This window comes from Bacillus sp. NEB1478, from assembly GCF_031582965.1.
Lineage (GTDB): Bacteria > Bacillota > Bacilli > Bacillales > Fictibacillaceae > Fictibacillus.
Map to the genome: position 1 here is coordinate 3,776,421 of NZ_CP134049.1, position 23,428 is coordinate 3,799,848.

Below are 23,428 nucleotides of genomic sequence, written 5' to 3' on the forward strand. Positions count from 1 at the left end.
CCCATGCTCCTATTTAATGAAGCCTTTGTAGTGTCGCTTAATCAGCTGACTCTCAATTTGCTTCATGGTGTCTAATGCCACACCTACAACAATCAGCAAGCTTGTTCCACCAATTTGAATGGCTGGCGGAAGATTCAAACCTGGAATTGCTGTAAAGACAACTGGAAGTACTGCAATTGCAGCAAGGAATAGTGATCCAACAAACGTTAATCGATACAGAATTCTTGTTATATAAGTTTGAGTGTTAGCTCCTGGACGAATACCAGGAATGTATCCACCCTGCTTTTTCAAGTTTTCCGCCATTTGCTCCGGATTTACCTGGATAAACGTATAGAAATACGAGAACCCGATAATTAGGAGCGCATATATAATCATTCCGACTGGTTTCGTGTAGTCAAACGTGTTGATAATCCATGTCGTTACATTATTCTGACCAAAGAATCCTGCAACAGTTCTCGGTGTAATAAGCAAAGAAATCGCGAAGATAACCGGTATTACACCTGCCGCATTAACTTTAATCGGTAAATGTGTTGACTGGCCTCCAACAGGCTTTGTTCCAACGACACGTTTTGCATACTGAATCGGGATTTTCCGAACACCTTGTTGAATAAAAATAACACCCATTATGATGAGTACAATCGCTATCGCAAGCAGGGCAATCGTAACGATGTGCATAAACATCTGATCGCTTCCACCTTTGAATTGCGTTGTGAAAAGCTGATTAACTGCTGTAGGAATAGCAGCGGCAATCCCCGCAAAAATCAGAACTGAAATTCCGTTTCCAATTCCTTTTAGGGTAATCTGTTCACCTAACCACATTAAAAATGCAGTACCTGCAGTTAAAACTAACGCGATAAATAGATACGTTGTAATGCTAGGGTCTTGTATAAGTCCTGGAAATAGATTGTTAAAACCGATAGACATACCGATTGCTTGGATAAAACCAAGAACGATCGTTCCATAGCGTGTGAATTGAGCTAATTTCTTTCGCCCAACCTCACCTTGCTTACTCCACTCCGTAAATTTAGGAACAACGTCCATCTGCAAAAGCTGCACGATGATCGATGCTGTAATGTACGGCATGATACCCATAGCGAAAATGGAGAAGTTTTTCAACGCTCCACCGCCAAACGTATTTAGAAAACCAAATATGTTAGCACTGTTGCCCGAACTAAATTGTAAAACATCGCGGTTCACACCAGGTACCGGGATGAATGTTCCAAGACGGAACACCACCAGCATTGCAAGTGTAAACAATATCTTGTTTCTCAGATCACCCACACGAAAAATGTTGGAGATTGACTGGATCATTAGATCACCTCAGTTTTTCCGCCCGCTGCTTCAATTGCTTCTTTAGCAGAAACAGAGAATTTATGCGCCTTAACTGTAAGCTTAACTTCCAACTTGCCATTACCTAAAACTTTAATTCCGTCATTAAGTTTGCTTACTACGCCTGTTTCAAGAAGAAGTTCTGGAGTTACCTCTGTTCCTTCTTCGAAACGTGCAAGCTTCTCAAGGTTAACAACCGCATACACTTTACGAGTAGGGTTTGTGAACCCGCGTTTCGGTAAACGACGCGCTAATGGGTTTTGTCCACCCTCAAATCCTGGTCTTACTCCACCGCCTGAACGAGAGTTTTGACCTTTATGACCACGGCCACTTGTTTTACCATTTCCAGATCCAATACCGCGACCTACACGGTTGCGAACTTTACGGGATCCTTCTGATGGCTTCAACTCATGAAGTTTCATGTGAGCACCTCCTCATGGTTTATTTATCTTATTAAGCTTCTAATTCTTTCACTGTTAAAAGGTGAGATACCTTGTTAACCATACCGCGGATAGCCGCGTTATCTTCGTGTACAACTGTCTGGTGCATTTTGCGTAAACCAAGAGTTTTAACAACTACACGTTGGTTTTCCGGACGGCCGATAACACTGCGAGTGAGGGTGATTTCTAATTTCTTAGCCATCTAATTTCCCTCCTTAACCTAAAAGCTCAGATACTGATTTGCCACGAAGTTTCGCAACGTCTTCAGCACGCTTTAAATTTTTCAATCCTTCTAGTGTTGCACGAACCATGTTGATTGGGTTGTTAGATCCAAGTGACTTAGAAAGAATGTCACCTACACCAGCAAGCTCCAATACAGCACGTACAGGTCCACCAGCAATAACTCCCGTACCTTCAGAAGCTGGCTTAAGAAGTACGTTACCTGCTCCAAAACGACCAACGATTTGGTGAGGAATTGTTGTTTTTACGATTGGCACAGAAATTAAGTTCTTCTTAGCATCTTCAATCGCCTTACGGATCGCTTCTGGCACCTCTTGGGCTTTACCAGTACCGAATCCAACGTGACCATTTTTGTCACCTACGACAACCACTGCAGCAAAGCGGAAACGACGTCCACCTTTTACTACCTTAGCTACACGGTTAACCGTAACGACGCGTTCTTCAAGTTCAAGTTTGTTAGGGTCGATACGCATCAGGTTCCCTCCTTCGATTAAAATTCTAACCCAGCTTCACGAGCTGCGTCTGCTAATGCTTTAACACGTCCATGGTATAAATAACCGCCACGGTCAAATACTACCGCTTTGATTCCTTTTTCAACTGCACGCTTTGCGATTTCTTCACCAATCGCTTTAGCAGCATCTACGTTTCCACCGTTTTCTACATTTACACCTTTATCAAGTGAAGATGCAGATACAATCGTTACACCATTTTGATCATCGATCAATTGAGCGTAAATGTGCTTTGTAGAACGGAATACGTTCAAACGAGGACGTTGTGCTGTTCCGCTTACAACGCGGCGAACACGAGCATGTCTTTTCTTACGAGCGACATTCTTATCGGCTTTCGTGATCATCCTTTGCACTCCTTTCCGTTTTTAACTAACGGCTTTATTTACCTGTTTTACCTTCTTTACGGCGTACGAATTCACCTTCGTAACGAATACCTTTACCTTTGTAAGGCTCTGGTGCACGAACTGAACGGATGTTTGCAGCAACTTCTCCAACACGTTGCTTGTCAATACCCTTAACGATTACCTTTGTGTTTGAAGGTACTTCGATGTCGATTCCTTGTTCAGGAACGATTTCAACAGGGTGGGAGTAACCAACGTTAAGTACAAGCTTGTTACCAGCTTTAGATGCACGGTAACCAACACCAATGATGTCAAGAGCTCTTTCATATCCGTTTGTTACACCAATTACCATGTTGTTTAATACGCTGCGAGTAGTACCGTGTAGTGCACGGTGCTCTTTGTGGTCGCTCGGGCGTTCCACTGTAATTTGGTTATCTTGTAGATTGATTTTAATGTCAGCATTAAATTTGCGCGAAAGTTCACCTTTAGGGCCTTTTACAGATACAGTGTTGTCAGAAGCAACATTGATCGTAACGCCGCTTGGAACTTCAATCAGTTTGTTTCCTACGCGAGACATGTTGACACCTCCATTCGCTTTTTATTACCTTACCAAACGTATGCTAGAACTTCGCCGCCCATTTTTGATTGGCGAGCTTCTTTATCAGTCATTAAACCTTTTGAAGTTGATACGATAGCAATTCCAAGTCCGCCAAGTACACGTGGCAGTTCAGTAGATTTTGCATATACACGTAGACCAGGCTTACTAATACGCTTAAGACCTGAGATTACGCGTTCGTTGTTAGAACCGTATTTAAGGAAGATACGAATCATTCCTTGTTTGCTGTCTTCTACATATTCCACATCACGTACAAAGCCTTCACGCTTAAGGATTTCAGCAATTTCTTTCTTTGCGTTAGAAGCAGGAAGCTCCAACTTATCGTGACGAACAGTGTTAGCGTTGCGGATACGAGTTAGCATGTCTGCAATTGGATCTGTCATAACCATTACTAGTTACCTCCTTCCCTTTTTTCAGGGTTTTACCAGCTGGCTTTTTTAACGCCAGGAATTTGACCTTTGTAAGCAAGTTCTCTGAAACAAATACGGCAGAGTTTGAACTTGCGGATTACTGAATGAGGACGCCCACAACGTTCACAGCGCGTATATTCTTGCACTTTGAACTTTTGCTTGCGTTGTTGCTTAGCAATCATAGATTTCTTTGCCACGGGTAGACCTCCTTTGGCTAAAGGTTATTTTTGGAATGGCATTCCGACTTGAGTTAATAGCTCGCGAGCTTCCTCGTCAGTGTTCGCAGTCGTTACAATAACGATGTCCATTCCGCGAACTTTGTTTACTTTATCGTAATCGATCTCAGGGAAGATCAATTGTTCTTTTACACCAAGTGTGTAGTTACCGCGACCATCGAAAGATTTCTTAGAAACCCCGCGGAAGTCACGAACACGTGGAAGGGATACGCTGATTAACTTATCAAGGAAGTCATACATGCGCTCTCCGCGAAGTGTAACTTTTGATCCGATCGGCATACCTTCACGAAGTTTGAAACCAGCGATAGATTTCTTAGCACGAGTAATTACAGGCTTTTGACCAGCAATTGCAGTAAGTTCTTCAACAGCAGTATCCAAAACTTTAGAGTTAGAAACAGCTTCACCTACACCCATGTTAATTACGATTTTTTCAATCTTAGGTACTTGCATTACAGAAGTATATTCAAACTTCTCCATTAGAGATGGCATGATCTCTGCTTTATATCTCTCTTGTAGACGGTTCATTATGTGTCCTCCTTTCACTATGAGACTTATTTATCTAGGGTTTCACCAGATTTTTTGGCCACACGAACTTTTGTTCCATCAACTGTTTTGTAACCTACACGAGTAGGAGCACCAGTTTTAGGGTCAAGAGGCATTACGTTAGAAGCATGAATCGGTGCTTCTTGGCTAAGAATTCCGCCTTGCGGATTAGCCTGAGAAGGTTTAGCGTGTTTTTTAACAACGTTCACGCCTTCTACAAGCACTCGGTTTTGCTTCGGATACGCTTCAAGGATCACACCTTGTTTGCCTTTATCCTTGCCGGAAATTACCTGAACTTTATCGCCTTTTTTCACATGCAATGGCATTGTGATGTTGCACCTCCTTACAAGACAATAAACGCCTTGCTAGTAAATATATTAAAGAACTTCTGGAGCAAGAGAAACGATTTTCATAAATTGCTTGTCACGAAGTTCACGGGCTACTGGTCCGAAGATACGAGTTCCTCGAGGACCTTTGTCGTCTTTAACGATTACAGCCGCGTTCTCATCAAAGCGGATGTAAGATCCGTCATTACGACGCATTCCACGCTTAGTACGTACCACTACCGCTTTAACTACGTCACCTTTCTTAACAACGCCGCCTGGTGTTGCAGACTTAACAGTACAAACGATAATGTCACCGATGTTAGCATACTTACGTCCAGAACCACCAAGAACTTTAATGCAAAGCACTTCTTTTGCACCAGAGTTATCAGCAACTCTTAAACGGGATTCTTGTTGAATCATGCGAATGGACCTCCTTTCGGATATATATATAATCCGAACAATTTATTAAATAATTACTGCTTCTTCAACTACTGACAATAGACGGAATCGCTTGTCTTTGGAAAGCGGACGCGTTTCCATAATTTTTACGATATCACCGATCTTAGCAGTGTTGTTTTCATCATGCGCTTTTAACTTTTTAGAGTATTTAACGCGCTTACTGTATAAAGAATGTGTCTTGTAAGTTTCTACAAGTACTGTAATCGTTTTGTCCATCTTGTCAGAAACAACACGACCAGTGTACACTTTGCGCTGGTTACGTTCACTCATTGTGCGAACCTCCTCTCAAGAATTAACCGTTAGTAATCCCAAGCTCTCTTTCACGTAAAACCGTTTTTGCACGGGCAATTGCTTTACGAACTTCACGAATGCGGGCCGGGTTTTCTAATTGACCTGTTGCAAGTTGGAAACGAAGGTTAAAAAGCTCTTCTTTAAGTGCTTTTGCTTTTTGTTCAACTTCAGCAGTGGTCAGGTTACGAATATCATTAGCCTTCATTTGTGTCACCACCCACTTCTTCGCGTTTAACAAACTTACATTTTACAGGAAGTTTGTGTGCTGCAAGACGCAACGCTTCGCGTGCCACTTCTTCAGAGACACCAGCGATTTCAAACATAACTTTTCCTGGCTTAACTACTGCTACCCATCCTTCAGGAGCACCTTTACCAGATCCCATTCGGACTTCTAGAGGCTTTGCAGTGTAAGGCTTAGACGGGAAAATTTTAATCCATACTTTACCGCCACGCTTCATATAACGAGTCATCGCAATACGAGCTGCTTCAATCTGACGGTTAGTAATCCATGAAGCTTCAAGAGCTTGCAATCCGAATTCTCCGAAATGAACTTCCGTTCCGCCTTTCGCGTTACCACGCATTTTACCGCGGTGTTCACGACGATATTTAACACGTTTTGGCAATAACATAATTATTTGCCTCCTTCCTCTTTTTTCGTTCCTCTTGTTGGAAGGACCTCACCACGATAAATCCAGATTTTTACACCAAGCTTACCGTAAGTTGTGTCTGCTTCTGCAGTACCGTAATCGATGTCTGCACGAAGTGTGTGAAGAGGAACAGTTCCTTCACTATAATGTTCACCACGAGCGATATCAGCTCCGCCAAGACGGCCTGACACTTGTGTTTTGATACCTTTCGCTCCAGCACGCATAGCACGTTGGATCGCCTGCTTCATTGCACGACGGAAAGATACACGATTTTCAAGTTGACGAGCGATGTTTTCAGCAACTAGCTTAGCATCAACGTCTGCTTGTTTGATTTCAAAGATGTTAACATGAACTCTTTTACCAGTGATATCGTTAAGAGCTTTACGAAGTGCTTCGACTTCAGATCCACCTTTACCGATAACCATTCCTGGCTTAGCAGTTTTGATTGTGATATTAACACGGTTAGCGGCACGTTCGATCTCGATACCGGAAACTGCTGCGTCTTTTAGACGCTTTTCAATATATGAACGGACTTTAAGGTCTTCGTGTAAAAGATTAGCGTAATCCTTTTCAGCGTACCACTTTGAATCCCAGTCACGGATGACGCCAATACGTAGACCTATTGGATTTACTTTTTGACCCACGTCTTAACCCTCCTTCTTTTCAGAAACAACGATTGTGATGTGGCTAGTACGTTTGTTGATACGGCTTGCTCGACCCATCGCACGTGGACGGAATCTTTTAAGAGTAATACCTTCATCAACGAACGCTTGCTTGATCACTAAGTTGTTCGGTTCCATTTCATAGTTGTGTTCTGCGTTTGCAATAGCAGACTTAAGCACCTTTTCAATAACAGGAGAAGCTGCTTTAGGCGTCAAACGTAGAATCGCAAGTGCTTCACCTACTTGCTTACCTCGAATCAAGTCGATTACGATGCGAGCTTTACGAGGAGCAATACGCACTTGTTTAGCAATTGCTTTTGCTTCCATTTTGTGTACCTCCCCTCAATTAACGTCTAGTTTTCTTATCATCAGCTGCATGGCCTTTGTACGTACGAGTTGGTGCAAATTCACCCAACTTGTGTCCGACCATATCTTCTGTACAGTATACTGGCACATGCTTACGACCATCATAAACAGCGATTGTGTGACCGATGAAGTCAGGGAAAATCGTAGAACGACGAGACCAAGTTTTAACAACTTTCTTGTCGTTAGATTCATTAAGCGCCTCGACCTTTTTCATCAAGTGGTCATCTACAAAAGGCCCTTTTTTCAAACTGCGACTCATTTGAGAACCTCCTTTGTGTTTGCGCTACGGCTCGATTGAACCGTAGGACAATCACATTATTTTTTGCGACGACGTACAATGTACTTGTCAGTTTGGCTATTCTTCTTACGCGTTTTGTAACCAAGAGTAGGTTTACCCCATGGAGACATTGGCGATTTACGTCCGATTGGAGCGCGGCCTTCACCACCACCGTGCGGGTGATCGTTAGGGTTCATTACAGAACCACGAACTGTTGGGCGGATACCCTTCCAACGAGAACGACCTGCTTTACCAACGTTTACTAGTTCGTGTTCCAAGTTACCAACTTGACCGATTGTTGCACGGCAAGTAAGAAGGATCATACGAACTTCACCAGAACCTAGACGAACTAGAGCGTATCTCTCTTCTTTTCCAAGAAGTTGAGCTTCAGCACCAGCTGAACGAGCTAGCTGTCCACCTTTACCAGGCTTAAGTTCGATGTTGTGAATTGTAGTACCTACAGGAATGTTAGCTAATGGAAGTGAGTTACCTACTTTGATATCAGCTGTAGTACCAGACAAGATTTCTTGTCCTACTTTAATTCCTTTAGGAGCTAAGATGTAACGCTTCTCACCATCTGCATAGTGGATAAGAGCGATGTTAGCAGTACGGTTTGGATCGTATTCGATTGTAGCAACGCGACCTGGTATTCCATCTTTGTTACGTTTGAAATCGATGATACGATACTTACGCTTGTGTCCACCACCTTGGTGACGAACAGTTAGTTTACCTTGGTTGTTACGTCCACCTTTTCTGGTAACAGGAGCAAGCAAGGATTTTTCTGGCTGGTCAGTTGTGATTTCAGCAAAGTCAAGCTGAGACATTCCACGACGACCGTTTGTTGTCGGTTTAAACTTTTTAATACCCATCGTAATTTCCCTCCTTTACGAGTTCTTTTTAAACTCCCTCAAAAAAGTCGAGTTCTTTGCTTTCTGGAGTTAATGTTACAACTGCTTTTTTACGCTTAGACGTATAACCAGTATGACGACCAACACGTTTGAACTTACCTTTGTAAGTAGCAGTGTTTACAGATTGAATTTTAACACCGAAGATTTCTTCTAGTGCGCCTTTGATTTGAGTCTTAGTAGCACGAGTATCAACTTCGAATGTATATTTTTTGTCAGCCATTATTTCAGTTGAACGCTCTGTAATAACGGGGCGCTTAATCACATCACGAGCTTCCATTATGCGAGCACCTCCCCTACTTTTTCCACAGCGTCTTTAGTCATAAGAAGCTTGTCGTGGTTTAACACGTCAAGAACACTAACGCCGTTTGCCGTAACTACTGTTACGCCAGGGATGTTTCGAGCAGATAACGCAACATAGTCATTGTAGTCTGCTGTAACAACTAGTGCTTTGCGATCTGCGGATAGATTTGAAAGTACTTGCATCATGTCCTTTGTTTTAGGCGCATCAAAAGCAAGTGCTTCTAAAACGATTAAATCGTTATCAATAACCTTAGAAGATAGCGCTGATTTAATAGCTAAACGGCGAACCTTCTTAGGAAGTTTGTATGAATAGCTTCTTGGTGTTGGTCCGAAAACCACTCCACCGCCAACCCATTGTGGAGAACGGATAGATCCTTGACGAGCACGTCCAGTACCTTTCTGTTTCCAGGGCTTGCGTCCACCACCAGCAACTTCAGAACGATTCTTTACATCGTGCGTTCCTTGGCGCTGTGATGCTTGCTGCATAATAACAGCGTCAAAAAGCACGCTTTTATTTGGTTCAATACCGAAAACGGATTCGTTTAATTCGATATCGCCAGCTTGAGTACCATCTTGTTTAAATAATGCTACTTTTGGCATCAGATTGTCCTCCTTCCTTATTTAGCATCCTTTGCTTTAACAGCAGAGTTAATTGTAACGTAGCTCTTTTTCGCTCCAGGTACGTTACCTTTGATCAATAGAAGATTACGTTCTGTATCAACCCTAACAACTTCAAGGTTTTGTACAGTTACTGTATCTCCACCAGTACGTCCAGGCAATGCTTTCCCTTTGAAAACACGGTTAGGGTCAACTGCACCCATTGAACCAGGACGACGGTGATAACGGGATCCGTGACTCATTGGTCCACGTGATTGTCCGTGACGTTTGATAACACCTTGGAAACCTTTTCCTTTAGATGTTCCAGTAACGTCTACAGCTTCACCTTCTGCAAAAATATCAACCTTGACTTCCTGACCAACTTCGTATCCCGCAACATCAACATTACGGAATTCTTTAACGTAGCGCTTAGGGCTAGTGCTAGCTTTTGCTGCATGACCTGTTTGCGGCTTGTTAGTACGGGATTCTTTTCTATCGTCAAATCCAAGTTGGATAGCTTCGTAGCCATCGTTCTCTGCGGATTTCTTTTGAAGAACAACGTTAGGAGTTACTTCTACTACAGTAACTGGAATTAAATCACCGTTTTCAGCGAAAACTTGAGTCATACCAATTTTCTTACCTAAGATTCCTTTGGTCATTCGTCACACCTCCTATTAATAAGTAAAATTATATAAAGCAATCATGAAATTATAGTTTAATTTCGATGTCTACACCAGACGGCAGATCCAAACGCATTAATGAATCAACAGTTTGTGGTGTTGGCTCGATGATATCGATCAAGCGCTTGTGTGTACGCATTTCGAACTGCTCACGAGAATCCTTGTACTTATGAACCGCACGTAGGATTGTGTAAATAGCTTTCTCAGTAGGTAGTGGGATTGGACCAGATACCTTTGCTCCTGAACGCTTAGCAGTTTCTACGATTTTTTCAGCTGATTGATCCAGAATTCTGTGATCATACGCCTTTAAACGGATACGAATCTTTTGCTTTGCCATTTTTTTCCCTCCTTTATTCGCCTATTTTGATAAACAGACATTGCTCCGCGGAAATTTAACCTGATATCACCAGCCATGGCAAAGGGGCCTAGTGTGTCAGCAACCTTCCGGATCATCGCAGTGAATGACCAACATTACTCATTATAGAGATATTCAACGCCTAATGCAAGTTTTATTTGCATTTTTATTGCTCAATCGCACTTTTTCTATTATAGAGACTTATAGTGGTGATTTCAACAGGAATTTTGTTCAAATTACAGGTTTAAAAATGTGTAGTGATCCCGGTAAGTTTTAATGGGATTTCATAACATAATGCATGTCGTTATTCGATATTATAACAGCTCTATAGAATGTGAGATCGAGGTGCAGATTGTCGGACTTTGTTTTTCGCAAGTATATATGGAAAGTTTCGTGTGAGTAGAGGACGTTTTCGTGATTTATACAAATTTTCTGCGAGAATATCACTTGTATTCCCAAGATTAATCAAGATGCGGGCAACAACCAGCCGTTCTCGAACACTAAAGTGAGATAATTCACCGAGTTTTAAGCATAATCCACCGGATCTTAGCCATAATCCACCGAACTTTCCCACTAATCCACCGAGTTATCACGATATACTCCCGGACTGACAAAACTCGACAAACCGCAGCAGCGCTTTTACATCTTTACATACACAAAAAAGCACCCTCCAATGGAGGATGCTTTTCTATTAAAGAGTAATAAGATTACTTAGTGATTGTTGCAACTACACCTGCACCAACTGTACGTCCACCTTCACGAATAGAGAACTTAGTTCCTTCTTCGATTGCGATTGGAGCGATTAGTTCAATAGTCATCTCAACGTTATCACCAGGCATTACCATTTCAACGCCTTCAGGAAGTTGAATGATACCAGTTACGTCAGTTGTACGGAAGTAGAACTGAGGACGGTAGTTAGAGAAGAATGGAGTGTGACGTCCACCTTCTTCTTTTGAAAGAACATAAACTTCTGATGTGAAATTAGTGTGAGCTTTAACAGTACCTGGCTTAGCAAGAACTTGTCCACGCTCAACATCGTCACGGGAAACCCCACGAAGAAGTGCACCAATGTTGTCACCAGCTTCAGCATAATCAAGAAGCTTACGGAACATTTCAACACCTGTTACAGTAGTTGATTTTGGCTCTTCAGTAAGACCAAGGATCTCGACTACGTCACCAACTTTAACTTGTCCACGCTCAACACGTCCAGTAGCAACTGTACCACGGCCAGTGATTGAGAATACATCCTCAACTGGCATCATGAATGGCTTATCAACGTCACGTGGAGGAGTTGGGATATAAGAGTCAACTGCATCCATTAATTCAAGAATTTTAGCTTCCCACTCAGCGTCTCCTTCAAGAGCTTTAAGAGCAGAACCTTTGATAACTGGAATGTCATCACCAGGGAAGTCATAATCAGAAAGAAGGTCACGAACTTCCATTTCTACTAGCTCAAGAAGTTCTTCGTCATCTACCATGTCACATTTGTTCATGAATACAACAAGGTAAGGTACACCTACTTGACGAGAAAGAAGGATGTGCTCACGAGTTTGTGGCATTGGGCCGTCAGCAGCAGATACTACTAGGATCCCACCATCCATTTGTGCTGCACCAGTGATCATGTTTTTAACATAGTCAGCATGTCCTGGGCAGTCTACGTGTGCATAGTGACGAGAATCAGTTTCATACTCAACGTGTGCAGTTGAGATCGTGATTCCACGTTCGCGCTCTTCTGGAGCACCGTCGATTTGGTCATAAGCCATAGCTACACCTTTACCGTTTTTCTTTGCAAGAACAGTAGAGATAGCAGCTGTTAAAGTTGTTTTACCATGGTCAACGTGACCAATAGTACCAATGTTAGCATGCGTTTTGGAACGATCAAATTTCTCTTTACCCATGAGAAAGATTCCTCCTTAAATATGGTTACATATAGTAGTTTTTTATTTAAAACAGACAGATATTACTGCCTATTTTAGATTACATGAAAAGTTTACTTCTTACAACCGGAGAGATTAAGCTCCAGTTGCTTTCTTGATGATTTCTTCAGAGATTGACTTAGGTACTTCTTCGTAGTGATCGAAGTGCATTGAGTAAGTACCGCGGCCTTGTGTACGAGAACGCAAGCTAGTTGCATATCCGAACATCTCAGAAAGTGGAACCATCGCTTTAACGATTTGTGCATTACCACGAGCTTCCATACCTTCAACACGTCCACGACGAGAAGTTACGTCACCCATGATATCACCCATGTACTCTTCAGGAACCGTAACTTCAACTTTCATGATCGGTTCAAGAATTGCAGGGTCACACTTTGCTTTTGCGTTTTTGAGAGCCATTGATCCGGCAATTTTAAACGCCATTTCGTTGGAGTCAACATCATGGTATGAACCGTCAACGATACGAGCTTTAAGGTCCAATAATGGGAAACCAGCAAGCATACCGTTTTTCATTGATTCTTCAATACCATTTTGTACAGCTGGGATATATTCACGAGGAACTGATCCACCAACAATTTTGTTTTCAAATACGAATCCAGATCCTTCTTCACCCGGCTCGAATTCGATCCAAACGTGACCGTATTGTCCACGACCACCAGACTGACGAACGAATTTACCTTCAACTTTAGCAGCTTGGCGAATTGTTTCACGGTAAGCAACCTGAGGAGCACCCACGTTAGCTTCTACCTTGAATTCGCGACGCATACGGTCAACTAGGATATCAAGGTGTAGTTCACCCATACCTGCGATGATCGTTTGTCCAGTTTCTTCGTTTGTTTCAGTACGGAATGTTGGATCTTCTTCAGCAAGCTTAGCAAGCGCCATACCCATCTTGTCTTGGTCTGCTTTAGACTTAGGCTCGATAGATAGTGAGATAACCGGCTCTGGGAACACCATTGATTCCAAGATAACAAGGTTCTTCTCGTCACAAAGTGTATCACCAGTTGTAGTGTCTTTAAGACCTACAGCAGCTGCGATATCTCCAGCGTATACGATAGAAATCTCTTCACGGGAGTTTGCGTGCATTTGAAGGATACGTCCAACACGCTCGCGCTTTCCTTTAGTAGAGTTCTGTACGTATGAACCAGAATTTAATGTACCTGAGTACACACGGAAGAATGTTAACTTACCAACATAAGGGTCAGTCATAACTTTAAATGCAAGTGCAGAGAATGGTGCTTCGTCACTTGATTCACGAGTTACTTCATCTTCTGAATCCGGCAGAGTACCTTTGATAGCAGGTACATCAACTGGCGATGGAAGGTAATCAAGAACAGCGTCTAGCATTAGCTGAACACCTTTGTTCTTAAATGCTGATCCACAAGTTACTGGGTAGAACTCAACGTTACAAGTACCTTGACGGATTCCTGCTTTAAGTTCTTCCTTTGTAATCTCTTCGCCCTCTAAGTACTTCATCATCATTTCTTCGTCAAGTTCAGCTACCGCTTCAACTAATTTACCACGGTATTCTTCAGCTAAAGGCATGTGTTCTTCCGGAATGTCACGAACTTCGATATCAGTACCAAGATCGTTACCGTAGAATACAGCTTTCATCTCAACTAAGTCGATGATTGCTTCAAATTGGTCTTCAGCACCGATCGGCAATTGGATCGGATGTGCGTTAGCACCAAGGCGGTCATGAATGGTTTTTACAGAATATAAGAAGTCTGCACCAATCTTGTCCATTTTGTTTACGAATACTACACGGGGAACTCCGTAAGTAGTCGCTTGACGCCATACTGTTTCTGTTTGTGGTTCAACACCTGATTGTGCATCAAGTAAAGCAACCGCTCCGTCTAATACACGTAACGAACGTTCTACTTCAACTGTAAAGTCTACGTGTCCTGGTGTATCAATGATATTGACACGGTGACCTTTCCATTGAGCAGTTGTAGCAGCGGAAGTAATTGTGATTCCGCGCTCTTGTTCCTGCTCCATCCAGTCCATTTGTGAAGCTCCTTCATGAGTTTCACCAATTTTGTGGATACGGCCAGTGTAATATAGTACACGTTCAGTAGTCGTTGTTTTACCAGCATCGATGTGAGCCATGATACCGATATTACGAGTATTTTTTAAGGAGAATTCTCTAGCCATGAAATTCTCTCCTTCCTATTAAAAGGAATATTTATAGTTTTTAGAGACAGTCATTATAACTGTCTCTATTATTTTACCAGCGGTAGTGAGCAAACGCTTTGTTTGCTTCAGCCATTTTGTGCATATCTTCACGCTTCTTAACAGAAGCTCCTGTGTTGTTAGCAGCATCCATGATTTCGTTCGCAAGACGTTCTTCCATTGTCTTTTCTCCGCGAAGTCTAGCATAGTTTGTTAACCAACGAAGTCCTAATGTAGAACGACGCTCTGGGCGAACTTCTACAGGTACTTGGTAGTTAGCACCACCAACACGACGTGCACGTACTTCTAGAACTGGCATGATGTTTTTAAGAGCTTGTTCAAACACTTCCATAGGATCTTGGTTTGTACGTTCTTTAACAAGGTCGAACGCATTGTACAAGATTGTTTGAGCTACCCCTCTCTTACCGTCAATCATAATTTTGTTGATTAGACGAGTAACAAGCTTAGACTTGTAAATTGGATCAGGTAACACATCACGACGAGTAACAGGTCCTTTACGTGGCATGTGGTCCCCTCCTTTCAGATCATTATTTTTTATTTAAAATACGATATTATTTCTTAGGAGCTTTTGGACGCTTCGTTCCGTATTTAGAACGACCTTGCATACGGTTGGTTACACCAGCCGTATCAAGAGCACCACGAACGATGTGGTAACGTACCCCTGGTAAGTCTTTTACACGTCCTCCACGGATAAGAACAACACTGTGCTCTTGAAGGTTGTGGCCGATACCAGGAATGTAAGCTGTAACTTCGATTCCGTTAGTTAAGCGAACACGCGCATATTTACGAAGCGCTGAGTTCGGCTTCTTAGGAGTCATAGTACCAACACGAGTACAAACTCCACGCTTTTGCGGAGAAGTAACGTTAGTTTGGGACTTTTTGAAGCTGTTATAACCTTTGTTCAAAGCAGGAGAGTCAGATTTCTTGATTTTAGAAACGCGACCTTTGCGAACTAGTTGGTTAATTGTAGGCATTTGTTTTCCTCCTCTCTTTTCATGTAATACCACCGACCCGGGCGGTTCATTTTCGGACAAAAGAAAGTTTTTGCGCATTTAGAGCGGTGCTGTCTTGCTCCACGCGCAAAAACATATATATTATCCTTTTATCGCAACAGTTGCGGCTCCGACATCTATACCGCATGCTTTGCCAAGCTTTTTCATAGAATCAACCTTTACAATTGGAACTTGCTTTTCTTCAGCAATTTGCAATACTTTGCTTGTTACACGAAAATCAGCATCTTCCGCAACGACCAGTTCTTTGACTTCGCCGTTTTGCAAAGCTTTGATTGTTTGCTTAGTACCTACGATAATTTCAGAAGCCTGTGTCACTTTTTCATAAGACATGCAAATATCCTCCAAAGTAACATTTCTTAGGAGCACATCCGTAATAATATCACCGATGGGCTCCCGATGTCAACATTTCATTTATTAATCTTGAGAAACAAGTTCTGTTGGCAATTCTGCCTCTTCGTTGTTCTCTTCTTCCACAACCGGAGAATTAATTCCGATCTTTCTGTAACGATTCATTCCAGTACCAGCCGGGATCAACTTACCGATAATAACGTTTTCCTTAAGTCCAAGCAATTCGTCACGCTTACCTTTGATGGCAGCATCAGTAAGGACTCTCGTTGTTTCCTGGAACGATGCAGCAGAAAGGAACGATTCTGTTTCAAGAGATGCTTTAGTAATACCAAGAAGTACTGGACGACCAGTTGCAGGTGTCCCGCCTTCAAGAAGTACGTTACGGTTAACATCTGTAAATGCATGAATATCCATAAGTGCTCCCGGAAGAACTTTAGAATCTCCAGAATCGATAATACGCACTTTTCGAAGCATTTGGCGAACCATAACCTCAACGTGCTTATCTCCAATTTCTACCCCTTGCATACGGTAAACTTTCTGTACTTCACGCAATAGGTATTCTTGAACGCCTTCTGCGCCGCGAACTTTGATAAGTTCTTTTGGATCGATCGAACCTTCAGTCAATACTTGACCTGCAATTACTTTATCGCCTTCAACTACCTTAATACGGGCACCGAATGGGATTGTGTAAGATCTTGATTCGATTTCACCTTGTACAACTACTTCACGCTTATCTTTAGCATCGTTTACGCCGACAACCGTACCGACAAGCTCTGAAATAACAGCTTGACCTTTAGGGTTACGAGCTTCAAACAATTCTTGAATACGCGGAAGACCTTGTGTGATATCATCTCCAGCTACCCCACCTGTATGGAAGGTACGCATTGTAAGCTGTGTACCTGGTTCACCGATGGATTGAGCAGCGATAATACCAACTGCTTCTCCGACTTCAACGTCAGAGCCAGTTGCAAGGTTTCGTCCATAACATTTTTTACAAACACCATGACGTGTATCACAAGTAAATACTGAACGGATCGTTACAGCCTTTACGCCAACTTCCTCAATGTAAGAAGCCATATCTTCTGTAACTAGTTCGTTAACATCTACTAGAACTTCATTTGTTTCTGGGTGGTAAATCTTTTTAAAGGCTACACGGCCAATCAGACGTTCATGCAACGGTTCGATAACTTCGTTGCCTTCTTTAATAGCTGCAACTTCTAAGCCTCTATCTGTTCCACAATCATCTTCACGGACAATTACGTCTTGAGCAACGTCAACCAAACGACGAGTCAGGTAACCTGAGTCAGCTGTTTTAAGAGCCGTATCGGCAAGACCTTTACGCGCTCCGTGAGTAGAGATAAAGTACTCTAGTACTGTTAAACCTTCACGGAAACTTGATTTGATTGGTAGCTCGATGATTTTACCAGCCGGGTTGGCCATCAAACCACGCATACCAGCTAGCTGTGTAAAGTTAGACGCGTTACCACGGGCACCAGAGTCACTCATCATAAAGATCGGGTTACGCTTATCAAGTGTACCCATCAATTTATTTTGAATCACGTCTTTAGAAGCACTCCAAATGTTGATAACACGCTCGTAACGCTCTTCTTCTGTGATTAGACCACGTCTGAATTGCTTTGTTACGTTTACTACTTTTTCTTCCGCTTCAGCAAGAATCCCCTGCTTTTCAGGTAATACAACGATATCGGAAACACCGATCGTAATACCAGCACGCGTAGAGTATTTAAATCCTAGTTCTTTCATGCGGTCAAGCATGATAGATGTTTCAGTAATTTTAAAGCGTTTGAAGATTTCAGCGATAATCTTACCGAGAATACCTTTCTTGAAAGGAACAATCTCTTCACATTTAGCGATTTCTTCTTTTACATCAGCAGCCGGATCTAAGAAATACTTCTCAGGTGTTTCTACTTGAAGGTTCGAAGTAGTCGGCTCGTTAATGTATGGGAATGACGGCGGCAGGATTTCGTTAAATAACAATTTCCCTACTGTTGTCATAAGAAGTTTAGATTGCTGTTCTTCTGTAAAGGATTCTTTATTTAAAGTGGAAACAGGCACCGCAATTCTTGAATGCAAGTGAACATATCCGTTTTCGTAAGCAATAATTGCTTCATTGATATCTTTAAACACAGAACCCTCACCAATAGCTCCTGCACGTTCTAAAGTTAGGTAATAGTTACCTAAAACCATATCCTGTGAAGGTGTTACTACCGGCTTACCATCTTTCGGGTTCAAGATGTTTTGGGCAGCAAGCATAAGAATACGTGCTTCAGCTTGCGCTTCAGCTGATAAAGGAACGTGAACCGCCATTTGGTCACCGTCAAAGTCAGCGTTATAAGCTGTACATACGAGTGGGTGAAGACGGATAGCGCGACCTTCAACAAGTGTTGGTTCAAATGCTTGAATTCCAAGTCTGTGAAGTGTAGGTGCACGGTTTAGCAGAACCGGGTGCTCACGAATTACTTCTTCAAGAACATCCCAAACTTCAGGCTGAACACGCTCTACCTTGCGTTTTGCACTCTTAATATTATGTGCAAGCCCTTTTGATACAAGTTCTTTCATAACAAACGGCTTAAACAATTCAAGTGCCATTTCTTTAGGTAAACCACATTGGTACATCTTTAAGTTTGGTCCAACAACGATAACCGAACGTCCAGAGTAGTCAACACGTTTACCAAGCAAGTTTTGACGGAAACGTCCTTGTTTCCCTTTCAGCATATGTGAAAGAGATTTAAGCGGACGGTTTCCTGGTCCTGTAACCGGACGGCCACGGCGACCATTGTCGATTAAAGCATCGACCGCTTCTTGTAGCATACGTTTTTCATTTTGAACGATAATGTTTGGCGCACCAAGATCTAATAGACGCTTCAAACGGTTGTTACGGTTAATAACACGGCGATATAAGTCGTTCAAGTCAGATGTAGCGAAACGTCCGCCATCCAGCTGGACCATCGGACGCAATTCCGGCGGTATAACCGGAAGCACTTCAAGAATCATCCAATCCGCTTGGTTGCCCGAGTGACGGAATGCTTCAAGTACTTCTAATCGTTTAATTGCACGTGTACGACGCTGACCTTGAGCAGTTTTAAGCTCTTCTTTTAGAGCTTCAACTTCTTTTTCAGCATCGATATCTTCTAAAAGACGCTTGATTGCCTCTGCACCCATTTGGGCAGAAAAACCTTTTCCATACTTTTCACGGTATGTGCGGAATTCTTTTTCAGAAAGCAGCTGTTTCTTTTCTAGCGGAGTATCACCTGTATCTGTAACAACGTACGATGCAAAGTAGATAACTTCCTCTAGCGCTCTTGGAGACATATCCAAAACAAGACCCATACGGCTTGGAATTCCTTTGAAATACCAAATATGGGAAACCGGAGCAGCAAGCTCGATGTGACCCATACGGTCACGTCGAACTTTTGCTCTTGTTACTTCAACTCCACAGCGGTCACAAACGACACCTTTATAACGGACGCGCTTATACTTACCGCAATGACATTCCCAGTCTTTCGTTGGACCGAAAATTCTTTCACAGAATAAGCCGTCTTTTTCAGGCTTAAGCGTACGGTAGTTGATTGTTTCAGGCTTCTTTACTTCCCCTCTTGACCACGACCGGATCTTATCCGGTGAAGCAAGACCAATTTTCATATATTCAAAATTATTTACATCTATCAAGGAGCGTACCTCCCTTTTGATATCCTGTTTTAGTCATTCGCAGTATAAGACTCAAGATTTAAATTTAATTTCTCGCTTGCCTGATCGTCTTCATCATCAAGCTCTCGCATTTCAATTTCCTTGTCATCTCCAGAACAGATTTTAACGTCCATTCCAAGAGATTGAAGTTCTTTAATTAATACTTTAAACGATTCTGGAACACCTGGTTCAGGAACGTTTTCACCTTTTACAATGGCTTCATACGTTTTCACACGGCCGACAACGTCATCCGACTTGACCGTAAGAATTTCCTGAAGTGTATAAGCAGCACCATATGCTTCAAGCGCCCAAACTTCCATCTCCCCGAAACGCTGACCTCCAAATTGTGCTTTACCACCAAGAGGCTGCTGTGTAACAAGTGAGTATGGTCCAGTTGAACGAGCATGCAGCTTGTCGTCAACCATGTGAGCAAGTTTGATCATATACATGACACCAACTGATACACGGTTATCAAAAGCAGCACCTGAACGTCCATCATAAAGTACTGTTTTACCATCACGAGCCATTCCGGCTTCTTCAATCGTAGACCAAACATCTTCCTCACGCGCACCATCGAATACTGGTGTTGCAACGTGAATTCCTAGCTGACGAGCAGCCATTCCAAGATGCAGTTCCAATACCTGACCGATGTTCATACGGGAAGGTACCCCTAGCGGGTTTAACATGATGTCAACTGGAGTTCCATCTGGAAGATACGGCATATCTTCTTCTGGCATAATTTTAGAAATTACACCTTTGTTTCCGTGACGTCCGGCCATTTTATCCCCTTCGTGAATCTTACGTTTTTGCACGATATATGCACGAACGAGCTGGTTAACACCAGGAGGAAGTTCATCGCCGTCTTCACGGTTAAATACTTTTACATCTAGTACAATACCATCGCCGCCGTGAGGTACTCGCAATGAAGTATCACGTACTTCACGTGCTTTTTCCCCGAAGATAGCATGTAATAGGCGTTCTTCAGCAGTAAGTTCTGTAACTCCTTTAGGTGTTACTTTACCTACTAAGATATCTCCATCTTTAACTTCTGCACCAGTGCGGATAATTCCACGCTCATCCAGATTACGTAATGCGTCCTCACCAACGTTTGGAATATCACGTGTGATTTCTTCTGGTCCGAGCTTTGTATCACGTGCTTCTGATTCATACTCTTCAATATGAATAGAAGTGTATACATCGTCTTTTACAAGACGCTCGCTCATGATGACAGCATCCTCGTAGTTGTAACCTTCCCAAGTCATGAAGGCAACAAGTACGTTGCGTCCTAAAGCAAGTTCACCTTTTTCCATGGAAGGCCCGTCAGCAAGGATTTCACCTTTTGTTACACGGTCTCCAGTAGAAACGATCGGACGCTGGTTATAGCAAGTCCCTTGGTTGGAACGAATAAATTTAAGCATGTTGTAAGTGTCAAGGTCGCCAGAAACTTCCTTGCCATCTACTTCTTTAATACGGCGAACTTTTACTTGTTTCGCAGTTACACGTTCTACAATTCCTTCGTGCTTACAGATAACTGCAGCTCCGGAGTCTTTTGCGGATACGTGCTCCATTCCTGTACCAACAATTGGTGATTCAGGAACAAGCAAAGGTACAGCCTGACGTTGCATGTTCGCTCCCATTAGGGCACGGTTGGAGTCATCGTTTTCCAAGAACGGTATACATGCTGTTGCAGCAGATACAACCTGTTTTGGCGATACATCCATATAATCGATACGATCACGTTTTACAACTGTGTTGTCTCCACGGAAACGAGCGATTACGTCTTCATTTAAGAATTCACCGTTCTCACCAAGCAGTGAGTTCGCCTGTGCAACTACGTATAGATCTTCTTCATCAGCAGTCAAGTAATCGATTCGGCTTGTCACGTTACCTGTTTCAGGATCAACGCGTCGGTATGGAGTTTCAATAAATCCATATTGATTCACTTTCGCAAAACTAGAAAGTGAGTTGATCAAACCGATATTCGGACCCTCCGGAGTTTCGATCGGACACATACGCCCGTAGTGGGAATAGTGAACGTCACGAACTTCAAAGCCGGCACGTTCACGTGTAAGACCACCTGGCCCTAGTGCGGAAAGACGGCGTTTATGCGTCAATTCAGCAAGCGGGTTCGTTTGATCCATGAACTGTGAAAGCTGAGAGCTTCCGAAGAACTCTTTAATAGAAGCTATAACAGGACGAATATTGATTAACGCTTGCGGTGTAATCGCGTTCGTGTCTTGAATAGACATACGTTCGCGAACAACGCGCTCCATTCTGGAAAGTCCGATTCTGAATTGGTTTTGCAGAAGCTCACCAACAGAACGTAAACGACGGTTTCCAAGATGGTCAATATCATCTGTATTACCTACTTGATGCAGCAAGTTAAAGAAGTAGTTAATTGAAGCAATAATATCTGAAATCGTAATGTTTTTAATTTCTTTATCAACAAAACCATTTCCGATAACATTAATAATTCTTTCGCCTTCTTGATCATCCGGCGCATAGATTTTAATAGATTGTAAGGAAATATCCTGATCTTCCGCTACTCCGCCAGCTGGCGTAACCGTTTTAAAACCTACACCGCTCTCAAGAGCAGGAATGATCTTATCTAAAGTTCTGCGGTCCAGCAATGTGCCTTCTTCCGCAATTACTTCACCAGTTTCAGCATCAACAAGAGTTTCCGCTAACTTTTGGTTGAATAGACGATTCTTTATATGAAGCTTTTTATTGATTTTATAGCGTCCAACGTTTGCTAAGTCATAGCGTTTCGGATCAAAGAAACGTGAATCTAATAAACTTTTTGCATTATCTACTGTTGGAGGCTCTCCCGGACGAAGACGTTCATAGATTTCGAGAAGGGCTTTTTCTGTACCTTCTGTATTATCCTTATCTAACGTATTACGCAGATACTCGTCTTCTCCAAGCAAATCAATGATTTCTTGATCAGACCCAAACCCTAGAGCACGAAGCAATACGGTAATCGGGATTTTCCTTGTGCGGTCGATACGCACATAAACTACGTCCTTAGCATCAGTTTCAAACTCCAGCCAAGCACCGCGGTTTGGAATGACAGTAGCGGTAAAACCTTTTTTACCGTTTTTGTCTATTTTTTCACTATAGTAAACACTTGGTGAACGAACGAGCTGTGATACAATAACACGCTCTGCCCCGTTGATCACAAAGGTTCCCGTATCTGTCATTAACGGGAAATCTCCCATAAATACTTCCTGCTCTTTTACTTCGCCCGTCTCTTTATTGATCAGACGCACTTTCACACGAAGCGGAGCAGCGTAAGTAACATCGCGCTCTTTTGATTCATCTACAGGATACTTCGGCTCACCTAAGTTATAGTCAATAAACTCTAATACGAGGTTGCCTGTAAAATCTTCAATCGGCGAAATGTCTCGGAACATTTCACGTAACCCCTCATCAAGAAACCATTGATAGGAAGCGGTTTGAATTTCAATTAAGTTTGGTAATTCAAGCACTTCGCTAATCCTTGCATAACTTCTTCGTTGGCGGTGGCGTCCAAACTGAACTAGTTGACCTGTCAACTGCTTCACCCCTCAAATCCAGCGTTTTTTTCGTGTTTTTTATTTCTTTCTAATATTCTAGTAAGAAAATTAGAAAACAAAAAGAAAAAGGGTTTCATAAATTTAAAACCGCAGTTTTCCTATTTTGATAATGCTGATTATAT

At 42.4% G+C, this 23,428-nt stretch carries 29 protein-coding genes; all 29 read right to left on the reverse strand.

The genetic code is table 11. The features are described 5' to 3' along the window. Positions 1–9: 9 nt before the first annotated feature. Positions 10–1,311, reverse strand: a complete 1,302-nt coding sequence (secY, locus tag RGB74_RS19250; RefSeq protein ID WP_310760846.1) for a preprotein translocase subunit SecY — start codon at positions 1,309–1,311, stop codon at positions 10–12. Beyond that, positions 1,311–1,751 carry a 50S ribosomal protein L15 gene (gene rplO / locus RGB74_RS19255; RefSeq protein WP_310760847.1) on the reverse strand — a complete coding sequence of 147 codons (441 nt, stop codon included), beginning with the start codon at positions 1,749–1,751 and terminating at the stop codon, positions 1,311–1,313. The genes secY and rplO overlap by 1 nt, the downstream gene beginning before the upstream one ends. A gap of 31 nt (positions 1,752–1,782) precedes the next feature. Further along, positions 1,783–1,971: a 50S ribosomal protein L30 gene (gene rpmD, locus RGB74_RS19260; protein ID WP_066285557.1), complete on the reverse strand. Its 189-nt coding sequence runs from the start codon at positions 1,969–1,971 to the stop codon at positions 1,783–1,785. A 13-nt stretch (positions 1,972–1,984) separates the two neighbouring features. Next, positions 1,985–2,485, reverse strand: a complete 501-nt coding sequence (gene rpsE, locus RGB74_RS19265) for a 30S ribosomal protein S5 (RefSeq protein ID WP_310762931.1) — start codon at positions 2,483–2,485, stop codon at positions 1,985–1,987. Positions 2,486–2,499: 14 nt separating this feature from the next. Further along, a complete protein-coding gene (rplR, locus tag RGB74_RS19270; RefSeq protein ID WP_310262294.1) occupies positions 2,500–2,862 on the reverse strand; it encodes a 50S ribosomal protein L18 in 363 nt (120 codons plus the stop codon). A 34-nt stretch (positions 2,863–2,896) separates the two neighbouring features. Beyond that, positions 2,897–3,436, reverse strand: coding sequence for a 50S ribosomal protein L6 (rplF, locus tag RGB74_RS19275; protein ID WP_310760848.1), 540 nt, complete (start codon positions 3,434–3,436; stop codon positions 2,897–2,899). Between the two features lie 29 nt (positions 3,437–3,465). Beyond that, complete coding sequence (rpsH, locus tag RGB74_RS19280) at positions 3,466–3,864, reverse strand: 30S ribosomal protein S8 (RefSeq protein WP_310262299.1); 399 nt, start codon at positions 3,862–3,864, stop codon at positions 3,466–3,468. Positions 3,865–3,896: 32 nt separating this feature from the next. Then, positions 3,897–4,082: a 30S ribosomal protein S14 gene (rpsN, locus tag RGB74_RS19285; protein WP_008356542.1), complete on the reverse strand. Its 186-nt coding sequence runs from the start codon at positions 4,080–4,082 to the stop codon at positions 3,897–3,899. A 24-nt stretch (positions 4,083–4,106) separates the two neighbouring features. Continuing rightward, on the reverse strand, positions 4,107–4,646 hold the full coding sequence (rplE, locus tag RGB74_RS19290; RefSeq protein ID WP_310262302.1) for a 50S ribosomal protein L5: 540 nt from the start codon (positions 4,644–4,646) through the stop codon (positions 4,107–4,109). A gap of 26 nt (positions 4,647–4,672) precedes the next feature. Continuing rightward, a complete protein-coding gene (rplX, locus tag RGB74_RS19295) occupies positions 4,673–4,984 on the reverse strand; it encodes a 50S ribosomal protein L24 (protein WP_310262425.1) in 312 nt (103 codons plus the stop codon). A gap of 57 nt (positions 4,985–5,041) precedes the next feature. Next, positions 5,042–5,410 carry a 50S ribosomal protein L14 gene (gene rplN, locus RGB74_RS19300; RefSeq protein WP_310262304.1) on the reverse strand — a complete coding sequence of 123 codons (369 nt, stop codon included), beginning with the start codon at positions 5,408–5,410 and terminating at the stop codon, positions 5,042–5,044. A gap of 45 nt (positions 5,411–5,455) precedes the next feature. Further along, on the reverse strand, positions 5,456–5,719 hold the full coding sequence (rpsQ, locus tag RGB74_RS19305) for a 30S ribosomal protein S17 (RefSeq protein ID WP_310262307.1): 264 nt from the start codon (positions 5,717–5,719) through the stop codon (positions 5,456–5,458). A gap of 22 nt (positions 5,720–5,741) precedes the next feature. Then, positions 5,742–5,945: a 50S ribosomal protein L29 gene (gene rpmC / locus RGB74_RS19310; protein ID WP_066237940.1), complete on the reverse strand. Its 204-nt coding sequence runs from the start codon at positions 5,943–5,945 to the stop codon at positions 5,742–5,744. Then, complete coding sequence (rplP, locus tag RGB74_RS19315) at positions 5,935–6,369, reverse strand: 50S ribosomal protein L16 (protein ID WP_066237943.1); 435 nt, start codon at positions 6,367–6,369, stop codon at positions 5,935–5,937. Before rplP ends, rpmC begins: the two co-directional genes overlap by 11 nt. 2 nt (positions 6,370–6,371) lie before the next feature. Beyond that, the gene (gene rpsC, locus RGB74_RS19320; RefSeq protein ID WP_310760849.1) at positions 6,372–7,031 is read right to left on the reverse strand and encodes a 30S ribosomal protein S3; all 660 of its coding nucleotides are present in this window, start codon (positions 7,029–7,031) and stop codon (positions 6,372–6,374) included. A 3-nt stretch (positions 7,032–7,034) separates the two neighbouring features. Further along, positions 7,035–7,376 carry a 50S ribosomal protein L22 gene (gene rplV / locus RGB74_RS19325; protein WP_066237948.1) on the reverse strand — a complete coding sequence of 114 codons (342 nt, stop codon included), beginning with the start codon at positions 7,374–7,376 and terminating at the stop codon, positions 7,035–7,037. Between the two features lie 19 nt (positions 7,377–7,395). Further along, positions 7,396–7,674 carry a 30S ribosomal protein S19 gene (gene rpsS / locus RGB74_RS19330; protein ID WP_310262315.1) on the reverse strand — a complete coding sequence of 93 codons (279 nt, stop codon included), beginning with the start codon at positions 7,672–7,674 and terminating at the stop codon, positions 7,396–7,398. A gap of 56 nt (positions 7,675–7,730) precedes the next feature. Next, positions 7,731–8,561 carry a 50S ribosomal protein L2 gene (gene rplB, locus RGB74_RS19335; protein WP_310262317.1) on the reverse strand — a complete coding sequence of 277 codons (831 nt, stop codon included), beginning with the start codon at positions 8,559–8,561 and terminating at the stop codon, positions 7,731–7,733. Positions 8,562–8,589: 28 nt separating this feature from the next. Beyond that, positions 8,590–8,877: a 50S ribosomal protein L23 gene (gene rplW / locus RGB74_RS19340; RefSeq protein ID WP_310262320.1), complete on the reverse strand. Its 288-nt coding sequence runs from the start codon at positions 8,875–8,877 to the stop codon at positions 8,590–8,592. Beyond that, on the reverse strand, positions 8,877–9,500 hold the full coding sequence (gene rplD / locus RGB74_RS19345) for a 50S ribosomal protein L4 (RefSeq protein ID WP_310262324.1): 624 nt from the start codon (positions 9,498–9,500) through the stop codon (positions 8,877–8,879). Before rplD ends, rplW begins: the two co-directional genes overlap by 1 nt. A 17-nt stretch (positions 9,501–9,517) precedes the next feature. Continuing rightward, positions 9,518–10,156: a 50S ribosomal protein L3 gene (rplC, locus tag RGB74_RS19350; RefSeq protein ID WP_310760850.1), complete on the reverse strand. Its 639-nt coding sequence runs from the start codon at positions 10,154–10,156 to the stop codon at positions 9,518–9,520. A gap of 49 nt (positions 10,157–10,205) precedes the next feature. Continuing rightward, entirely contained in the window at positions 10,206–10,514 is a 309-nt protein-coding gene (gene rpsJ / locus RGB74_RS19355) for a 30S ribosomal protein S10 (RefSeq protein ID WP_053356198.1), read from the reverse strand. 725 nt (positions 10,515–11,239) lie between these two features. Beyond that, entirely contained in the window at positions 11,240–12,430 is a 1,191-nt protein-coding gene (gene tuf, locus RGB74_RS19360) for an elongation factor Tu (protein ID WP_310760851.1), read from the reverse strand. Positions 12,431–12,544: 114 nt separating this feature from the next. Further along, on the reverse strand, positions 12,545–14,623 hold the full coding sequence (gene fusA, locus RGB74_RS19365; protein ID WP_310760852.1) for an elongation factor G: 2,079 nt from the start codon (positions 14,621–14,623) through the stop codon (positions 12,545–12,547). A 73-nt stretch (positions 14,624–14,696) separates the two neighbouring features. Then, positions 14,697–15,167, reverse strand: coding sequence for a 30S ribosomal protein S7 (gene rpsG, locus RGB74_RS19370; RefSeq protein ID WP_310262335.1), 471 nt, complete (start codon positions 15,165–15,167; stop codon positions 14,697–14,699). Positions 15,168–15,213: 46 nt separating this feature from the next. Beyond that, complete coding sequence (gene rpsL, locus RGB74_RS19375; protein ID WP_310760853.1) at positions 15,214–15,636, reverse strand: 30S ribosomal protein S12; 423 nt, start codon at positions 15,634–15,636, stop codon at positions 15,214–15,216. 120 nt (positions 15,637–15,756) lie between these two features. Beyond that, positions 15,757–16,005 carry a 50S ribosomal protein L7ae-like protein gene (locus RGB74_RS19380; RefSeq protein WP_077365502.1) on the reverse strand — a complete coding sequence of 83 codons (249 nt, stop codon included), beginning with the start codon at positions 16,003–16,005 and terminating at the stop codon, positions 15,757–15,759. Positions 16,006–16,089: 84 nt separating this feature from the next. Then, a complete protein-coding gene (gene rpoC, locus RGB74_RS19385) occupies positions 16,090–19,713 on the reverse strand; it encodes a DNA-directed RNA polymerase subunit beta' (RefSeq protein ID WP_310760854.1) in 3,624 nt (1,207 codons plus the stop codon). Between the two features lie 29 nt (positions 19,714–19,742). Continuing rightward, positions 19,743–23,285 (reverse strand): DNA-directed RNA polymerase subunit beta, encoded by a 3,543-nt coding sequence (rpoB, locus tag RGB74_RS19390; protein WP_310760855.1) that lies wholly within the window; start codon positions 23,283–23,285, stop codon positions 19,743–19,745. Positions 23,286–23,428 lie beyond the last annotated feature (143 nt).

Bases quoted from the DNA above. Each gene is read 5' to 3' on its own strand.
- rplN (WP_310262304.1), bottom strand. From the start codon at position 5,410: ATGATTCAACAAGAATCCCGTTTAAGAGTTGCTGATAACTCTGGTGCA.
- rpsL (WP_310760853.1), bottom strand. From the start codon at position 15,636: ATGCCTACAATTAACCAACTAGTTCGCAAAGGTCGCGTTTCTAAAATC.
- rplR (WP_310262294.1), bottom strand. From the start codon at position 2,862: ATGATCACGAAAGCCGATAAGAATGTCGCTCGTAAGAAAAGACATGCT.
- rpmC (WP_066237940.1), bottom strand. From the start codon at position 5,945: ATGAAGGCTAATGATATTCGTAACCTGACCACTGCTGAAGTTGAACAA.
- rplB (WP_310262317.1), bottom strand. From the start codon at position 8,561: ATGGGTATTAAAAAGTTTAAACCGACAACAAACGGTCGTCGTGGAATG.
- rpsJ (WP_053356198.1), bottom strand. From the start codon at position 10,514: ATGGCAAAGCAAAAGATTCGTATCCGTTTAAAGGCGTATGATCACAGA.
- tuf (WP_310760851.1), bottom strand. From the start codon at position 12,430: ATGGGTAAAGAGAAATTTGATCGTTCCAAAACGCATGCTAACATTGGT.
- rpsH (WP_310262299.1), bottom strand. From the start codon at position 3,864: ATGGTTATGACAGATCCAATTGCAGACATGCTAACTCGTATCCGCAAC.
- rplE (WP_310262302.1), bottom strand. From the start codon at position 4,646: ATGAACCGTCTACAAGAGAGATATAAAGCAGAGATCATGCCATCTCTA.
- rplP (WP_066237943.1), bottom strand. From the start codon at position 6,369: ATGTTATTGCCAAAACGTGTTAAATATCGTCGTGAACACCGCGGTAAA.
- rpmD (WP_066285557.1), bottom strand. From the start codon at position 1,971: ATGGCTAAGAAATTAGAAATCACCCTCACTCGCAGTGTTATCGGCCGT.
- rplF (WP_310760848.1), bottom strand. From the start codon at position 3,436: ATGTCTCGCGTAGGAAACAAACTGATTGAAGTTCCAAGCGGCGTTACG.
- rplD (WP_310262324.1), bottom strand. From the start codon at position 9,500: ATGCCAAAAGTAGCATTATTTAAACAAGATGGTACTCAAGCTGGCGAT.
- fusA (WP_310760852.1), bottom strand. From the start codon at position 14,623: ATGGCTAGAGAATTCTCCTTAAAAAATACTCGTAATATCGGTATCATG.
- rpsQ (WP_310262307.1), bottom strand. From the start codon at position 5,719: ATGAGTGAACGTAACCAGCGCAAAGTGTACACTGGTCGTGTTGTTTCT.
- rpsG (WP_310262335.1), bottom strand. From the start codon at position 15,167: ATGCCACGTAAAGGACCTGTTACTCGTCGTGATGTGTTACCTGATCCA.
- rplW (WP_310262320.1), bottom strand. From the start codon at position 8,877: ATGGAAGCTCGTGATGTGATTAAGCGCCCCGTTATTACAGAGCGTTCA.
- secY (WP_310760846.1), bottom strand. From the start codon at position 1,311: ATGATCCAGTCAATCTCCAACATTTTTCGTGTGGGTGATCTGAGAAAC.
- rplV (WP_066237948.1), bottom strand. From the start codon at position 7,376: ATGGAAGCAAAAGCAATTGCTAAACAAGTGCGTATTGCTCCTCGTAAA.
- RGB74_RS19380 (WP_077365502.1), bottom strand. From the start codon at position 16,005: ATGTCTTATGAAAAAGTGACACAGGCTTCTGAAATTATCGTAGGTACT.
- rplO (WP_310760847.1), bottom strand. From the start codon at position 1,751: ATGAAACTTCATGAGTTGAAGCCATCAGAAGGATCCCGTAAAGTTCGC.
- rplC (WP_310760850.1), bottom strand. From the start codon at position 10,156: ATGACCAAAGGAATCTTAGGTAAGAAAATTGGTATGACTCAAGTTTTC.
- rpsS (WP_310262315.1), bottom strand. From the start codon at position 7,674: ATGAGTCGCAGTTTGAAAAAAGGGCCTTTTGTAGATGACCACTTGATG.